Raw genomic sequence first — 14,032 nt, 5'->3', positions numbered from 1 at the left:
ATTATGCTTGATTTTGTAAAAGTCCATTTGTCGACAATTTTGCTCACTTCAGCAACATTCGTCTTAACTTTGATTTATCTTGCTGAGAGCAAATGGACAACCACGATTGTCTGGGCACTTGTGACACTTATTAACATTGCTCGTTTAGCTTTTGCTTATTTCAAAAAATAGAAAAAATCCCTCTATAAAGAGGGATTTTTTTAGTTAAAATACACGATATACATATGGATTATCAGGCTCATCAGTTTCTTTGAATGTTGAAACGTGTAAAACAGGTAAAGTTTGTTCTAGATTTTTATCATACTCGAGGCTAATTGTTCCCGTAGCTGTAATCCAAGTATTGTCTTTATAGCTTGTTTCATTTCCTGTGGTTAAAAGCCCGTAAACACCAGAATCAGCGATACAGTGAATGATACCAAATCGGAAAAGAAATTGATAACCATCGTGCTCAGGTTCATTGTAGACAAAACCAGTGTAGGTGATATTTCGACCAGAAAATTCATCTGGGAAAAGATAGATGAGTTCCATGATTTCCATGTAATTGTCAGTTGTAATGGTTAAATCACCTGAACCTTGGTATTTTTTCATTTCTTTCTTCATTTCTTTGTCATAAGCAGAAGAAGTGAAGTAAAGGCTTGTATCAGGTTTTAGGTATTGAACTCGCGTACCGTCATCACTAACAGTGCCAGTAGAGCCTGCAGCTAGCGGGAAATGATAGCCTTTAGCTGAAACTGTCGTCGAATCAAGAGAAACAGTCGGCACTAATAAACCAATGACAATCGGAATGGCAAGAATAATTGGACTTGTTATTTTAGCCAATTTACCATGCAAATGGCTGTGCAATTTCATGTCTTTCATCCAGATAACCAGCTGAATAATGGCTAGAATAAATGACAGAACCATAGAAATGTAAGCCAAGTATGCATAGTGAGTATTGATGTACTGGCTTAATTTTCCAGTGATTTGGAGGTACATGGTTAATTCAAAATAGCCAACAAGAATTAAAAATCGAATCATCCAATCACCCCCACAAGCATACAATAAATGACAATCATAACAACAGAAACGCTGATAAATTGTGCGATAAAGCGAGTCTTAAATGATTTTAGCATCATCATGAGATTCTTGATGTCCACCATAGGACCAATCAAAAGAAAGGCAAGAACAGGCGCTGTACCAAATGATGATAGTAGGGAAGCTCCGATAAAGGCATCAGCCTCACTACAAAGTGATAAGATAAATGCTAGAAGCATCATGATAAGAATGGCTGTTAAAGAATTACCACCGATTGTTGTCAGAATACGTGTCGGCAAGTAAATTTGCATTGCTGAGGCAATCAAAGACCCAAATACCAAATAACGTCCCGTATCAAATAACTCATCAATGGCATGCGCTAGCGCAAGAAATATTTTACGGTACCAAGGCTCATTTGAGTAATTATGGAAATGGCACGGTGCTGCATTTTCTTTTAAGATATTATCATCGACGACAAAGCCAAGCATAATACCCAAAGTCATCGCAACAACAATGGCACCCAGTAACCTCAACCCTAAAAAGCGCCAGCTATTTCCAAAAGCCGAATAAGTCGCAAATAATACGATGGGGTTAATAATCGGTGCGGTTGCCAAAAAAGGAATAGCCGTGTAGCTTGGAACTTTCTTTTCCAAAAAACGTGTGATAATCGGGACAATCCCGCACTCACAAGATGGAAAGACAAAACCAATAAAAGTTCCGAAAATGATTCGTAGTATCTTATTTTTAGGAAGGTATCGCTGAACCAAATCAGGCGTGACGTATACTTCGATGATACCAGAAAAAATAGTTCCTAATAAAACAAAAGGCAGTGCCTCGATAATGATTGATATAAAAATAGCAAACCATTGTAAGACACTTGCTGGTAATTGATTAAAAATGGTCATAAAAACTAATTAGTCGCTTTCTTTGTTTCGTTGTCCTCATTTTTCTTTTCTTTTTCAGGGTCACTAGAAATTTTAGGAAAACTTGCAAAGTTTTCAAACATTGCTTCTAAGTTATCTTGACGTTTATGAGTGATAGCCATAATTGGTAGCCTCTTTTCTATATATAATCAACCATTATTATACTATCATTTGTCTAATTCTACAAAATTTTGCTAGAAAAATATAAAAAGTCAGTTAATAAAAATCAGTAAATATTAACTTAAAATCTTCCAAAATGCTAGTTAAAAACACTGTTTGAGGCATTTTTTTGATATAATGGATAAGCTATGAAAAATGAAAATATAATAAAAATTGCTCAAGAATTAGGAATTAAAGAAAGTCAAATCTCTAAGGTTTTAGACTTAACGTCACAAGGAAATACCATTCCATTTATCGCTCGTTACCGTAAAGAAATGACTGGTAATTTGGATGAGGTTCAGATTAAGTCTATTATCGATTTAGATAAGAGCATGACAGCTCTTGCTGAACGTAAAGCGACTGTTCTTGCTAAGATTCAAGAGCAAGGAAAATTAACAGCTGAGCTTCAAAAAGCTATTGAGACAGCAGAAAAATTGGCTGACGTTGAGGAACTTTATCTTCCATATAAAGAAAAGCGTCGCACAAAAGCAACAATTGCCAGAGAAGCAGGATTATTTCCTCTAGCACGTTTGATTTTACAAAATAAAGCTTCGCTAGAAAAAGAAGCGCAAGCATTTGTGACAGAAGGCTTTGAGACAGCAGAAAAAGCACTTGCTGGCGCGTGTGATATTTTGATTGAATCCTTCTCAGAAGATAATCGTCTTCGGTCATGGGTTTACAATGAAATCTGGTCATACAGCTCAATTACTTCAACAGTTAAAGATGAAGATGCAGATGACAAAAAGACCTTCCAAATCTACTATGATTTTTCAGAAAAAGTTGGTAAAATCCAAGGTTACCGTATCCTTGCCCTTAACCGTGGGGAAAAACTTGGTATCTTGAAAGTTGGTTTTGACCACAATACTGATAAAATGATTCGATTTATGGCAGCACGCTTTAAAAATAAAAATGCCTATATCGATGATGTTATTTCAAAAACAATCAAGAAAAAAATTGTTCCTGCTATGGAACGTCGCATTCACAGTGAGCTGACTGAGAGTGCTGAAGATGGAGCAATCGAACTCTTCTCAGAAAATCTTCGTAACCTTCTTTTAGTGTCTCCGTTGAAAGGAAAAATGGTTCTCGGATTTGACCCAGCCTTTCGTACAGGTGCAAAGCTTGCTGTCGTTGACCAAACCGGAAAACTAATGACAACACAAGTCATCTATCCAGTTCCACCAGCTAGTCAAGCTAAGATTGAGCAGTCTAAGAAAGACTTGGCTGAGTTGATTCGCAGTTATGGCATTGAAATCATTGCTATCGGAAATGGGACAGCTAGTCGTGAGAGTGAAGCTTTTGTTGCACAAGTTTTGAAAGATTTCCCAGATGTTTCTTACGTGATTGTTAATGAAAGCGGGGCTTCTGTTTACTCTGCTTCAGAGCTTGCACGTCATGAATTTCCAGATTTGACTGTCGAAAAACGCTCAGCTATTTCCATTGCACGTCGTTTGCAAGACCCACTTGCAGAACTAGTTAAAATCGATCCAAAATCAATCGGTGTCGGTCAATATCAGCACGATGTTAGTCAGAAAAAACTTGCTGAAAATCTTGACTTTGTTGTTGATACCGTTGTTAACCAAGTCGGCGTAAATATTAACACAGCAAGTCCTGCGCTTTTGTCACACGTTTCAGGACTTAACAAGACAATCTCTGAAAATATTGTTAAATATCGTGATGAAAATGGTCGAATCACTTCTCGTGAAGAAATCAAGAAAGTGCCACGTTTGGGAGCTAAAGCCTTTGAACAAGCTGCAGGTTTCTTGCGCATTCCAGGTGCTAAAAATATTCTTGATAATACAGGTGTTCACCCAGAGTCATATAAAGCCGTTGAACATTTGTTAAAAGAACTTGCTATCACAGATTTAGATGATTCTGCAAAAGTGAAATTACAAGCTGTATCAATCAAAGAGATGGCTGAAAAAATCAATATTGGACAAGAAACATTAAAAGATATCATTGCTGACCTCTTGAAACCAGGACGTGATTTACGTGATGATTTCGAAGCGCCTGTTTTACGTCAAGATGTTCTAGATATTTCAGACCTTGAAATTGGTCAAAAATTAGAAGGAACTGTCAGAAATGTTGTCGATTTTGGTGCCTTTGTTGATATCGGTCTTCACGATGATGGATTGATTCACATTTCTCAAATGAGTAAATCCTTTGTCAAACACCCAAGCCAAGTGGTTTCCGTTGGTGATGTTGTCACGGTTTGGGTTTCAAAAATCGATAAAGAACGCGGAAAAATTAATCTTTCATTGGTAGATTTACGTGAACTTAACTGATTATGTGAAAACTGTCTCACTAGAAGATTTTGACAAACCATTTTTGCATACAGCGACTTGGAACGCTCGACTGCGCACAACTGGTGGACGTTTTTTTCCAGCGGATGGTCATCTTGATTTTAATCTGAAACTTTATGAAGCTTTTGGAGAAGAAATTTTTCGAAAGATTGTTCGACATGAGCTTTGCCATTATCACCTTTATTTTGAAGGTAAAGGCTACAAGCATTCAGATGTTGATTTTAAAGAATTGTTGCGAAAAGTTGATGGACTTCGCTACGCTCCAATCCTTGTTAAGAAGGAGCGATTTTACCGCTATCGTTGTCAAAAATGTGGTCAAGAATATCACCGAAAACGCCGTGTTAACACTAAAAAATACGTTTGTGGACGATGCCATGGCAAATTATCGTATGTTGACATAAAATAATCTTACTTTCAATTTAAAATCAGTCGTAAGTCTGATTTTATTTTAAAGGATATTTTGTATAATACTTATAGTGAGAAAAGGAAGGAAGGGATGAAAATGAAATCAGCTCTTTATAAACAGCGAAAAAATAAACTGGTTTGCGGTGTTTGTGCCGGAATTGCTGATAAGTTTGGCTGGGACTTGCCTTTGACACGTGTTTTAGCAGCTTTGCTAATGTACTTTTATGGCTTTGGTATTGTGCTATACATTCTCTTAGCAATTTTTCTTCCTTACAAAGAAGATCTCGATCGTGACAACTATGGTACGGGGCCACGTCGAAGAAAGGATGCTGAAGTTGTTGATGATGATGACAAGGACAACGACGGCTGGTTCTGGTAATCACTGGCAAAAAAGTTTTTAATGTTTGTAGTTAATAGCCTAGATAAGTATAACAGGAACTTATCCTAGTCTTAAGAAACGATAAAAGGTTTGAGTTCCATTCTCAAACCTTTTTTTGACACTTGAAGTGAAATTTCCAAAAGCTTGCGTTAGCGCTTACTTTTTAGGATTATTATGATATAATAATGAAAAAAGAGGAAAAGGACTGAACAGAATTGTTAAATACTTTGAAAATAGGCCAAATATAGTAACAGTCTATTTTCCATTTTTCAATTCATTTACATTTTTTGTAAAAAGTTCATGGTATGGGGCATGTCAGTTACTGTAAAAATGTTGGTAGACAAGGTAAAACTTGATGTTATCTACGGTGATGATGACTTATTAGCAAAAGAAATTACAACGGCAGATATTTCACGTCCAGGTCTTGAAATGACTGGATATTTTGATTATTATTCGCCTGAACGTTTGCAACTTTTGGGAATGAAGGAATGGTCATATTTGACAAAAATGACGTCACATAATCGTCGTCATGTTTTGCGAGAAATGATTAAGCCTGAAACACCAGCAATCATTGTTGCTCGTAATCTAGCAATTCCTGAAGAAATGCTAGCTGCTGCTAAGGAAAAAGGCATTGCTATCTTGCAAAGTCACGTTCCAACGAGTCGTTTATCAGGTGAAATGTCATGGTATCTTGATTCTTGCTTGGCTGAACGTACAAGTGTTCACGGTGTTTTGATGGATATTTATGGCATGGGGGTCTTGATTCAAGGTGATTCAGGTATTGGTAAAAGTGAAACTGGTCTTGAACTTGTCAAACGTGGTCACCGTCTTGTAGCCGATGACCGTGTTGATGTCTTTGCCAAAGATGAAGAAACACTTTGGGGTGAACCTGCTGAGATTCTTCGCCACTTGCTAGAAATTCGTGGTGTCGGAATTATCGACGTTATGAGCCTTTACGGTGCAAGTGCTGTTAAAGATTCATCACAAGTTCAATTGGCGATTTACCTTGAAAATTACGAATCTGGTAAAGTGTTTGACCGTCTTGGAAATGGAAATGAAGAACTTGAATTATCAGGTGTTAAAATTCCGCGCTTGCGCATTCCTGTCCAAACTGGTCGAAACATGTCTGTTGTTATCGAAGCAGCAGCCATGAACTACCGTGCAAAACAAATGGGATTTGATGCTACTAAGACTTTTGAAGATCGTTTGACTCAACTCATTACAAAGAACGAGGAATCAAATGATTAATCCAATTGCGATTCAATTTGGTCCTTTTGCGATTCGATGGTACGCTCTTTTCATTGTGTCAGGTATGCTTCTTGCTGTTTACCTTGCGATGAAAGAAGCACCGCGTCGAAAAATAATTCCAGACGACATTTTAGATTTTATCTTGATTGCATTTCCGCTTGCCATTATCGGTGCGCGTCTCTATTATGTGATTTTTGATTTTAACTATTATGCTAGTCAGCCATGGACAGAAATCTTTGCTGTTTGGCATGGTGGTTTAGCCATTTATGGAGGCTTGCTGACAGGTGCCATTGTCTTGTTTATCTTTTCGTATTATCATGCGATTCATCCGCTTGATTTTCTTGACATTGCAGCTCCTGGAGTGATGATTGCGCAAGCTATTGGACGTTGGGGAAATTTCGTCAACCAAGAAGCCTATGGTAAGGCTGTAAAAAGCTTAAACTACCTTCCAGATTTTATTAAAAATCAGATGTATATCGATGGTAGTTACCGTGTTCCGACTTTCTTGTATGAGTCAATGTGGAATTTGCTTGGTTTTATCATTATCATGAGCTTAAGACACCGCCCACATTTCTTTAAACAAGGTGAAATTACTTTCTTTTACTTGATTTGGTATGGATGTGGACGCTTTGTGATAGAAGGAATGCGAACAGATAGTTTGATGTTTCTTGGCATGCGCGTGTCGCAGTGGTTATCAGCAATCTTGGTCATTATCGGTATTGTGATGATTGTCTGGAGACGAAAACAAAAGGAAGTTCCTTATTATCAAAATTAGCTTTAGTAGATAGGAGATAAGATGTTAGAAGTAGCTCTATTAATTTTTGCCATTGCTTTTGCAGTTTTAGTTGTTGTTTTTATACCAATTGGTGTTAAACTATATAAAACAGTTGATGTTGTCAATGAGACAATTGATGAATCTAAGCAAACGATTAAAGTCTTGACGAGCGATGTTAATGTCACTCTTCACCAAACCAACGAAATTCTTGCTAAGGCAAATGTCTTAGTTGAAGATGTCAATGGTAAGGTGTCAACGATTGATCCTTTGTTTGTCGCAGTTGCAGACCTTTCAGAGACAGTTTCAGACTTGAATGCTCAAGCTAGACTTTTGTCTCAAAAAGCTTCTCAAGCAACGTCAAATGTTGGTAAAGCTAGCGCAGCTTACGCTGTTGGTAAAGTTGCCTCAAAAATATTGAAAAAGGAGAAAAATCATGAGTAAACTATTAAGAAATGTGATTATTGGTGTTGCCTCAGGTGCCGCAGCAGCCTACTTCCTATCTACCGAAAAAGGTAAAGAATTGCAAAAAAAAGCAACTAAAGCTTACCAAGCTTACAAAGAAAATCCTTCTGAATATCATCAAAAAGCTAAAGACAAAGCAACAGAATACACTGATTTGGCTGTTGATACATTCAATGACTACAAAGAAAAATTTGAATCAGGGGAATTAACAACTGATGAATTTCTTGAAGTCGTTAAGGAAAAGGGTCAAGCTGCTGCAGATTTTGCTTCTGAAAAAGTATCAGAATTCACTTCAAAAGTATCTGAAGCAGTTGATGAAGCAGATGACGTTAAAGAAGAAACAAAAGCAGAAGTTGATGACATTATCATCGATTACACACCAAAGGATGAAACACCAGCTTCTGAAAATGAAAAAACAGAAACAACTGAAGATAAAGAATAAAAATAGCGGTCAAATGACCGCTATTTTTTTGTATTAAAAAAGCTCCAACTTAGGAGCTTTATATCAGTGTCGTAATGACCAAATAATACTTGAAACCGCTGAAGTGATAGCTAGGCTAATAAGAGAGGCAAATAAGAAAGCCCAGATAGGAGCGAGATTCAAGACAAGTAAAAAGAAAGATACCACAACAGTAGAAATAGCAAATAAAGCGATACGTGCAAAGAACATCAATTCTTTGAACTTAGCGCTCTTATGATTAATTTCTTTAAATTCGTAAAATTTAGGGGTATCCTCTGCCTGAAGATGTTGATCTTCAAGGTCTTTGTGTTGCTTTAACGGTGTTGGCATAATCCTCTCCTCTAATTCAACTGATATCATATCACATTTTGTGATATTTGTCACCTATTTTTAAAAAGGGACTTGACTCTTGCTCTAAAATATGTTTAAAATAGTTGTTCCTCTTTTTTGTTTCAAAATGAGGATTTCTTTTTGAGCCTCTCCTCTCATAAAGTTTTGCTCATTCTTGAGGCATTGATAAAATACTTTAGAAAGCTATAACAAAAGGATTCCGAGGAGATCTGAGTGACTAATTGTTATAGGAGTGGTATAATTAAAACGTTATGGAAAAAATAATTATTACTGCGACAGCTGAATCTATTGAGCAGGTTAAAGAGCTCTTAGATGCAGGTGTTGACCGCATTTATGTGGGTGAAGAAAATTATGGTTTGCGTTTACCGCATAATTTCTCTTATGATGAACTTCGTGAAATTGCTGAATTGGTTCATGCTGCTGGTAAAGAATTGAGTGTTGCATGTAATGCTTTGTTGCACCAAGACATGATTAATGCCATTCGTACTTATCTAGATTTCTTGAAAGAAATCAAAGTGGATTATGTTGTGGCATGTGATGCTGGTCTTTTCCACGTCAATAAAGCTGAAGGCTACAATTTCAAAATGATTTACGATGCATCAGTTTTTGTAACATCAAGCCGTCAAGTAAACTTCTGGGGTGACCATGGTGCAAGTGAAACAGTTCTTGCGCGTGAAATCCCATCAGCTGAATTGTTCCAAATGTCAGAAAACCTTCGCTACCCAGCGGAAGTGCTTGTTTACGGAGCAACTGTTATTCATCATTCAAAACGTCCATTGTTGCAAAATTACTTCAATTTTACACACATTGATGATGAAAAAACACGTGAGCGTGGTCTTTTCCTTGCTGAACCAAGTGATAAAGACACACATTATTCAATCTATGAAGACAAACAAGGTACACACATTTTTGATACCGATGACCTTGATATGATGCCAAAAATTACTGAGTTGGTAGAACACAACTACACACACTGGAAATTAGATGGTATCTATTGCCCTGGACATAATTTTGTTGAGATTGCAAAAATCTTTGTTAAGACAAAAGAATTGCTAGAAAAAGGTGAATTCACTCAAGATCAAGCTTTCTTGTTTGACGAAGAAATCCGTAAATTGCATCCAAAAGGTCGTACACTTGGAACTGGATTCTACGAGTTTGATCCAAAAGAAGTGAAATAAGTTCACGTAAACCACTGCTTAATCATGATTGAGTTACTATTTCAGGGCATGTTAAGCAGAATTATTGAAATGTGGTAAAAGCTATTTTACCGAAAATCATTTTTACTATCTTGAAAATAGGAAGAATATAATGTCAAAAAATAATTTTAAACGTCCAGAGGTTTTAGCACCTGCTGGAACTCTTGAAAAATTAAAAGTCGCTGTTGATTATGGAGCAGATGCAGTCTTCGTAGGTGGTCAACAATTCGGTCTTCGTAGCCGTGCAGGTAACTTCACTATGGAAGAATTGCAAGAAGGTATTAACTACGCTCACGCTCGTGGCGCTCGTGTCCACGTCGCAGCAAACATGGTTACTCACGAAGGAAACGAAGTCGGTGCAGGAGAGTGGTTCCGTAAACTTCGTGATATGGGACTCGATGCTGTTATCGTATCAGACCCAGCCATGATTACAATTTGTTTAACAGAAGCACCAGGTTTAGAAGTTCACGTTTCTACGCAAGCTTCTACAACTAACTATGAAGCATTCGCTTTCTGGGAAGAAGTTGGTGTGTCACGTGTCGTTTTAGCGCGTGAAGTTGGAGTTGCTGAAATTGCAGAAATCCGTAAACACACATCCCTTGAAATCGAAGCCTTCGTTCACGGCGCAATGTGTATCGGTTACTCAGGACGTTGTGTCCTTTCTAACCACATGAGTCACCGTGATGCCAACCGTGGTGGATGTTCACAATCTTGTCGTTGGAAATATGACCTTTACGACATGCCATTCGGTGAAAATCGTAAGAGTCTTGAAGGTGAAGTTCCAGAACCATTTTCTATGTCATCAGTTGACATGTGCATGATTGAACACTTGCCTGATTTGATTGATAATGGTGTCGACAGCTTCAAGATTGAAGGTCGTATGAAATCAATTCACTACGTCTCAACGGTAACAAACTGCTACCGCGCAGCTGTTGATGCTTACCTAGAAAGCCCAGCAAAATTTGAAGCTATTAAAGGCGAATTACTTGATGAACTTTGGAAAGTTGCCCAACGTGAATTAGCAACTGGTTTCTACTACCAAACACCAACAGAAAACGAGCAACTTTTCGGTGCTCGCCGTAAAATCCCACAATATAAATTTGTCGGTGAAGTTGTTGCTTTTGATGAATCAACAATGACAGCAACTATCCGTCAACGTAACGTTATCCTCGAAGGAGACAAAGTCGAATTTTATGGACCAGGTCTTCGTCACTTTGAAACAACAATCAAAGACTTGCACGACGCAGATGGTAATAAAATTGACCGTGCTCCAAACCCAATGGAACTTTTGACAATCACTGTCCCACAAGCTGTTCAGCCCGGTGACATGATTCGTGCTTGTAAAGAAGGTTTAGTCAACCTTTACAAAACAGACGGTTCAAGCAAAACCGTTCGTGCATAATTAAAGCAGTAATAATAAAAAAATGAACGACATAAAAACAGTTTTGTTTTGGTCGTTCATTTTTTGTTAGGAGTTTGAAGTTGTGATTTTCTGACAGTCGGTGGGACTAAAGTCAGACGTTTAATGTCTTCAATTGGGATAATGGTTGAGATGTTTTGCTGAAAATTTTTGAGAATAAGCTTGCTACCTTTAGCGTCATATTTGACAAGGTCTCCAGTGAAACTTTCATCTAGATAAATTGCATGCAAAGCTAGATGTTTTTCCTGCGCTTCTTTGATAATAGCTGCGATTTTATTGGCTTTTAGATTGACTTCATTTGTCTGTGGAGCACGAAAGTCAATGTAAGCTTGCGCCTGCTTTTTAAATTGTTTAATAATATTTTTCATAGTCATTTACCCCAAAAATTGATAAAATGATTATACACCTTTTAGTTAAAAAAATAAATAATCAAAAGTTTAGGATTTTTTTACGAATAGATTAAGTAGGAGGACTTAATTATGTCAGAATTTAAATTTGAAATCGTTGAACACTTGCTTACCCTATCTGAAAGCGACAAAGGCTGGACCAAAGAATTGAACCGTGTCAGCTTTAATGGTGCTGAACCAAAATTTGATATTCGTTCATGGAGTCCAGACCACAGTAAAATGGGTAAGGGTATCACACTTACAAACGACGAATTCAAAATCATCTTGGATGCTTTTCGCGGATAAAAAAGAGTCGACAAATCATTTTTTATGGTCTGTCGGCTTTTTTTGCGGCTGAGACTGGTCAAATATTTTATTTTTCACTATAATAGCCTTTGTAAACGTAATCATAAGGTGAGGTCAAATGACAAATTTACAGTATAAGAATTATATTTTTGATTTTTACGGCACTTTGGTGGATATTGAGACAGATGAGGCTGACTTAGCGCTTTGGCAAAAAATGGCAGAGCTGTATCGTGCATATGGTGCTGATTACTCAGCCAATGAGCTGAAAGCTAATTATGATGAGCTAATCAAACGCCAAGAAGAAAAACTGCGCAAACACTATTCATGGCAACATGTTGAGGTTGATTTGGTAGTGGTTTTTATCGAGCTTATGCTTGAAGCACCGCGCAAGCATGCGACAGATAGTATCATTCTTGATTTGGAAACTTGGGGGAATCTCATTGCCCAGACCTTTAGAATGCTGTCGCGAAAAAAATTACAAGCTTACGAAAATACGCTAGCCACTTTGAAAACATTAAAAGAAGCAGGAGCTACGGTCATTTTACTTTCAAATGCTCAGCGTGCATTTACCCAAGCAGAGATTGAAATGACAGGATGCAGAGAATTTTTGGATAAGATTTACATCTCATCAGACCACAAAATGAAGAAACCACAAGTTGACTTTATGAACCTTGTCCTGAAGGAAAATCAACTTGACCCCAAAGAAACCGTCATGGTCGGAAATGACTTCACCAGTGACATGGCAATCGCAAAAGCTGCAGGTATTGATGGCATCATGCTCAATACCTTCCCTTACACCAAAGACGAAATCCAAACGCTTAACACCATGAATGCTAAAGTAATTGATGATATCAGTGAGTTGGTGGGGTGAGAGAATGAAAAAAAGAGTTTGGAATTTTTCCAAGCTCTTTTTATGTTATAAAGATTAGTAACGGTTTCAAATGCTATAATTTCTTAACTTTTTATTTGAATAATAAAGTAAAGCGACTAAAAGTAGAGCCGCAGCAAATATCACTACAAAAATATGCCATGATAGGAAATCAGCAATATAACCAAAGAAAAGTGAGCCGATAGCCAATGTTGGAATAGTTACTGTATAAAAAGCACTAAATACTTTTCCAAGGTGCTCATTCGGAATCTCAGTCTGTAAAATTGGCTTTTGAGCAACATGTGTCACTCCTAAAAATAGGCATGACATAAACCAAATTAGCAAGATGACGAAACGATTTTGTGCCAATGCAGTGGATCCAATTCCGATTCCAAAAATAACAGTTGCTAGCCAAAAAGCTTTACCGTAACTTAGTTTTTGTAGTAAAAAATTTGTCACAAAGGTTGTTCCGAGCAAAGTTCCCACAGCACAAGCAGATACTAAAAGACCGTAAAAGGCAGAGTTACCAACTTCTTTAGCAATTAGGAGTTGATAAACGTTGAATCCACCAAAGAGAAAGTTAAGAATAGCCCCTCCAAGTGTAATTGAAAATACGACTTTATTTTTCAAAATAAAGCGAAGTCCGCTAAGGAAGTCTGTTTCTTCAACACTTTTTTCAATTTTTTCTTTAAATCTTATCTTTCTAAACAAAATGATTGATCCCAAGAAAGTAAAGACATCAATAAAAAGTAAAGGAATATAACTGATAACAGAAAGTAAGAATCCACTAATAGCAGTGAAGACGTATTCTGTTCCGTTGTAAGCTATAGACATATACATCTCTGCTTTTGCTAAATCTTTTGAAGCGACAATCTTTGGAACCAGCGCATCTTGAACAGTGTAAGTATTTAGCCCGACAGTTGAGGCGATGAAAACACAAGTAAAAATAATGGCTAAACTAAGATTAGCATTTATGCCTTTTAGGCACATTCCCATAATGATACCTAGTACTGCTAATAGTTGTGCCCACTCTAATAGTACTAATAGAAATTTTTTAGGGTGAGAGTCAATCTTCTTTCCAAAAACAAAAGAAAAGGTATTGGGAATAAAAATCAAAAAATTCAATAACCCAACATACCAAGCACTATTTGTCATTTCTAAGACATACCATGATAGAACAATAGTGTAAATTGAATCACCACAATTGCTAATTAGCCGTCCTAAAAATAAATGTCCAAAATCCTTATATTTTCTTAAAATCATAAATCGTCCTTTCATTAGTTTTTATTATAACTGCTCATGCTATTTTGTTAATATAAAAAATATTGAAACAATTCAAATGTTAATAGTATGATTAATGCTATTTAAATGGTAAGATAG

At 36.9% G+C, this 14,032-nt stretch carries 18 protein-coding genes; 12 read left to right on the top strand and 6 right to left on the bottom strand.

Translation table 11 applies throughout. From position 1 onward, the window contains the following. Positions 1–3 precede the first annotated feature (3 nt). Positions 4–171, top strand: coding sequence for a cytochrome O ubiquinol oxidase (locus ACN0NP_RS02045; protein ID WP_423217461.1), 168 nt, complete (start codon positions 4–6; stop codon positions 169–171). A gap of 33 nt (positions 172–204) precedes the next feature. Here the strand turns inward: ACN0NP_RS02045 and ACN0NP_RS02040 are convergent, their stop codons facing one another. From ACN0NP_RS02040 to ACN0NP_RS02030, 3 genes are read right to left on the bottom strand one after another with little or no spacing between them, the layout of a single operon-like run. Next, positions 205–1,017 carry a TIGR03943 family putative permease subunit gene (locus ACN0NP_RS02040; protein ID WP_423214012.1) on the bottom strand — a complete coding sequence of 271 codons (813 nt, stop codon included), beginning with the start codon at positions 1,015–1,017 and terminating at the stop codon, positions 205–207. Beyond that, the gene (locus ACN0NP_RS02035) at positions 1,014–1,919 is read right to left on the bottom strand and encodes a permease (protein WP_024343740.1); all 906 of its coding nucleotides are present in this window, start codon (positions 1,917–1,919) and stop codon (positions 1,014–1,016) included. Before ACN0NP_RS02035 ends, ACN0NP_RS02040 begins: the two co-directional genes overlap by 4 nt. A gap of 5 nt (positions 1,920–1,924) precedes the next feature. Then, a complete protein-coding gene (locus ACN0NP_RS02030) occupies positions 1,925–2,059 on the bottom strand; it encodes an SPJ_0845 family protein (RefSeq protein WP_004232760.1) in 135 nt (44 codons plus the stop codon). A gap of 186 nt (positions 2,060–2,245) precedes the next feature. Between ACN0NP_RS02030 and ACN0NP_RS02025 the strand changes: the two genes are divergently transcribed. From ACN0NP_RS02025 to ACN0NP_RS01995, 7 genes are all read left to right on the top strand, one after another. Then, positions 2,246–4,378, top strand: coding sequence for a Tex family protein (locus ACN0NP_RS02025; protein ID WP_423217460.1), 2,133 nt, complete (start codon positions 2,246–2,248; stop codon positions 4,376–4,378). Then, a complete protein-coding gene (locus ACN0NP_RS02020; protein WP_423217459.1) occupies positions 4,365–4,802 on the top strand; it encodes a SprT family protein in 438 nt (145 codons plus the stop codon). Before ACN0NP_RS02025 ends, ACN0NP_RS02020 begins: the two co-directional genes overlap by 14 nt. A gap of 96 nt (positions 4,803–4,898) precedes the next feature. After that, entirely contained in the window at positions 4,899–5,180 is a 282-nt protein-coding gene (locus tag ACN0NP_RS02015; protein WP_021142827.1) for a PspC domain-containing protein, read from the top strand. Positions 5,181–5,492: 312 nt separating this feature from the next. Then, positions 5,493–6,428 carry an HPr(Ser) kinase/phosphatase gene (gene hprK, locus ACN0NP_RS02010; protein ID WP_021142826.1) on the top strand — a complete coding sequence of 312 codons (936 nt, stop codon included), beginning with the start codon at positions 5,493–5,495 and terminating at the stop codon, positions 6,426–6,428. Beyond that, on the top strand, positions 6,421–7,203 hold the full coding sequence (gene lgt, locus ACN0NP_RS02005; RefSeq protein ID WP_074533600.1) for a prolipoprotein diacylglyceryl transferase: 783 nt from the start codon (positions 6,421–6,423) through the stop codon (positions 7,201–7,203). The genes hprK and lgt overlap by 8 nt, the downstream gene beginning before the upstream one ends. Before the next feature lie 21 nt (positions 7,204–7,224). Further along, the gene (locus ACN0NP_RS02000) at positions 7,225–7,644 is read left to right on the top strand and encodes a DUF948 domain-containing protein (RefSeq protein WP_039691679.1); all 420 of its coding nucleotides are present in this window, start codon (positions 7,225–7,227) and stop codon (positions 7,642–7,644) included. Further along, complete coding sequence (locus ACN0NP_RS01995; protein ID WP_074668761.1) at positions 7,637–8,107, top strand: YtxH domain-containing protein; 471 nt, start codon at positions 7,637–7,639, stop codon at positions 8,105–8,107. Before ACN0NP_RS02000 ends, ACN0NP_RS01995 begins: the two co-directional genes overlap by 8 nt. 63 nt (positions 8,108–8,170) lie before the next feature. Here ACN0NP_RS01995 and ACN0NP_RS01990 read toward each other — a convergent pair whose 3' ends face one another. After that, positions 8,171–8,455 (bottom strand): DUF3270 domain-containing protein, encoded by a 285-nt coding sequence (locus ACN0NP_RS01990; protein ID WP_021142822.1) that lies wholly within the window; start codon positions 8,453–8,455, stop codon positions 8,171–8,173. A gap of 272 nt (positions 8,456–8,727) precedes the next feature. Here ACN0NP_RS01990 and ACN0NP_RS01985 point away from each other — a divergent pair, with 272 nt between their 5' ends. Beyond that, positions 8,728–9,654 carry a peptidase U32 family protein gene (locus ACN0NP_RS01985; RefSeq protein ID WP_021142821.1) on the top strand — a complete coding sequence of 309 codons (927 nt, stop codon included), beginning with the start codon at positions 8,728–8,730 and terminating at the stop codon, positions 9,652–9,654. A gap of 130 nt (positions 9,655–9,784) precedes the next feature. Then, positions 9,785–11,074, top strand: a complete 1,290-nt coding sequence (locus ACN0NP_RS01980) for a peptidase U32 family protein (protein WP_004232739.1) — start codon at positions 9,785–9,787, stop codon at positions 11,072–11,074. A 56-nt stretch (positions 11,075–11,130) separates the two neighbouring features. On the opposite strand, the gene ACN0NP_RS01975 is transcribed toward ACN0NP_RS01980, so the two are convergent. Next, entirely contained in the window at positions 11,131–11,460 is a 330-nt protein-coding gene (locus tag ACN0NP_RS01975; protein WP_033153713.1) for a hypothetical protein, read from the bottom strand. A 111-nt stretch (positions 11,461–11,571) separates the two neighbouring features. On the opposite strand from ACN0NP_RS01975, the gene ACN0NP_RS01970 reads away from it, so the two are divergent. Then, on the top strand, positions 11,572–11,784 hold the full coding sequence (locus ACN0NP_RS01970; protein ID WP_004232736.1) for a YdbC family protein: 213 nt from the start codon (positions 11,572–11,574) through the stop codon (positions 11,782–11,784). 118 nt (positions 11,785–11,902) lie between these two features. Beyond that, the gene (locus ACN0NP_RS01965) at positions 11,903–12,655 is read left to right on the top strand and encodes an HAD family hydrolase (RefSeq protein WP_423217458.1); all 753 of its coding nucleotides are present in this window, start codon (positions 11,903–11,905) and stop codon (positions 12,653–12,655) included. Between the two features lie 66 nt (positions 12,656–12,721). On the opposite strand, the gene ACN0NP_RS01960 is transcribed toward ACN0NP_RS01965, so the two are convergent. Then, complete coding sequence (locus ACN0NP_RS01960; protein WP_423217457.1) at positions 12,722–13,915, bottom strand: MFS transporter; 1,194 nt, start codon at positions 13,913–13,915, stop codon at positions 12,722–12,724. Between the last annotated feature and the right edge of the window lie 117 nt (positions 13,916–14,032).

The organism is Streptococcus equinus (genome assembly GCF_049393805.1).
Classification (GTDB): domain Bacteria; phylum Bacillota; class Bacilli; order Lactobacillales; family Streptococcaceae; genus Streptococcus; species Streptococcus equinus.
This window is presented reverse-complemented; position numbering and strand designations above follow the sequence as displayed.

Bases quoted from the DNA above. Each gene is read 5' to 3' on its own strand.
- ACN0NP_RS02025 (WP_423217460.1), top strand. From the start codon at position 2,246: ATGAAAAATGAAAATATAATAAAAATTGCTCAAGAATTAGGAATTAAA.
- ACN0NP_RS02045 (WP_423217461.1), top strand. From the start codon at position 4: ATGCTTGATTTTGTAAAAGTCCATTTGTCGACAATTTTGCTCACTTCA.
- ACN0NP_RS02015 (WP_021142827.1), top strand. From the start codon at position 4,899: ATGAAATCAGCTCTTTATAAACAGCGAAAAAATAAACTGGTTTGCGGT.
- ACN0NP_RS02030 (WP_004232760.1), bottom strand. From the start codon at position 2,059: ATGGCTATCACTCATAAACGTCAAGATAACTTAGAAGCAATGTTTGAA.
- ACN0NP_RS01995 (WP_074668761.1), top strand. From the start codon at position 7,637: ATGAGTAAACTATTAAGAAATGTGATTATTGGTGTTGCCTCAGGTGCC.
- ACN0NP_RS01975 (WP_033153713.1), bottom strand. From the start codon at position 11,460: ATGAAAAATATTATTAAACAATTTAAAAAGCAGGCGCAAGCTTACATT.
- ACN0NP_RS02000 (WP_039691679.1), top strand. From the start codon at position 7,225: ATGTTAGAAGTAGCTCTATTAATTTTTGCCATTGCTTTTGCAGTTTTA.
- ACN0NP_RS01985 (WP_021142821.1), top strand. From the start codon at position 8,728: ATGGAAAAAATAATTATTACTGCGACAGCTGAATCTATTGAGCAGGTT.
- ACN0NP_RS01970 (WP_004232736.1), top strand. From the start codon at position 11,572: ATGTCAGAATTTAAATTTGAAATCGTTGAACACTTGCTTACCCTATCT.
- hprK (WP_021142826.1), top strand. From the start codon at position 5,493: ATGTCAGTTACTGTAAAAATGTTGGTAGACAAGGTAAAACTTGATGTT.
- ACN0NP_RS01990 (WP_021142822.1), bottom strand. From the start codon at position 8,455: ATGCCAACACCGTTAAAGCAACACAAAGACCTTGAAGATCAACATCTT.
- ACN0NP_RS02035 (WP_024343740.1), bottom strand. From the start codon at position 1,919: ATGACCATTTTTAATCAATTACCAGCAAGTGTCTTACAATGGTTTGCT.
- ACN0NP_RS02040 (WP_423214012.1), bottom strand. From the start codon at position 1,017: ATGATTCGATTTTTAATTCTTGTTGGCTATTTTGAATTAACCATGTAC.
- ACN0NP_RS01980 (WP_004232739.1), top strand. From the start codon at position 9,785: ATGTCAAAAAATAATTTTAAACGTCCAGAGGTTTTAGCACCTGCTGGA.
- ACN0NP_RS01960 (WP_423217457.1), bottom strand. From the start codon at position 13,915: ATGATTTTAAGAAAATATAAGGATTTTGGACATTTATTTTTAGGACGG.
- lgt (WP_074533600.1), top strand. From the start codon at position 6,421: ATGATTAATCCAATTGCGATTCAATTTGGTCCTTTTGCGATTCGATGG.
- ACN0NP_RS01965 (WP_423217458.1), top strand. From the start codon at position 11,903: ATGACAAATTTACAGTATAAGAATTATATTTTTGATTTTTACGGCACT.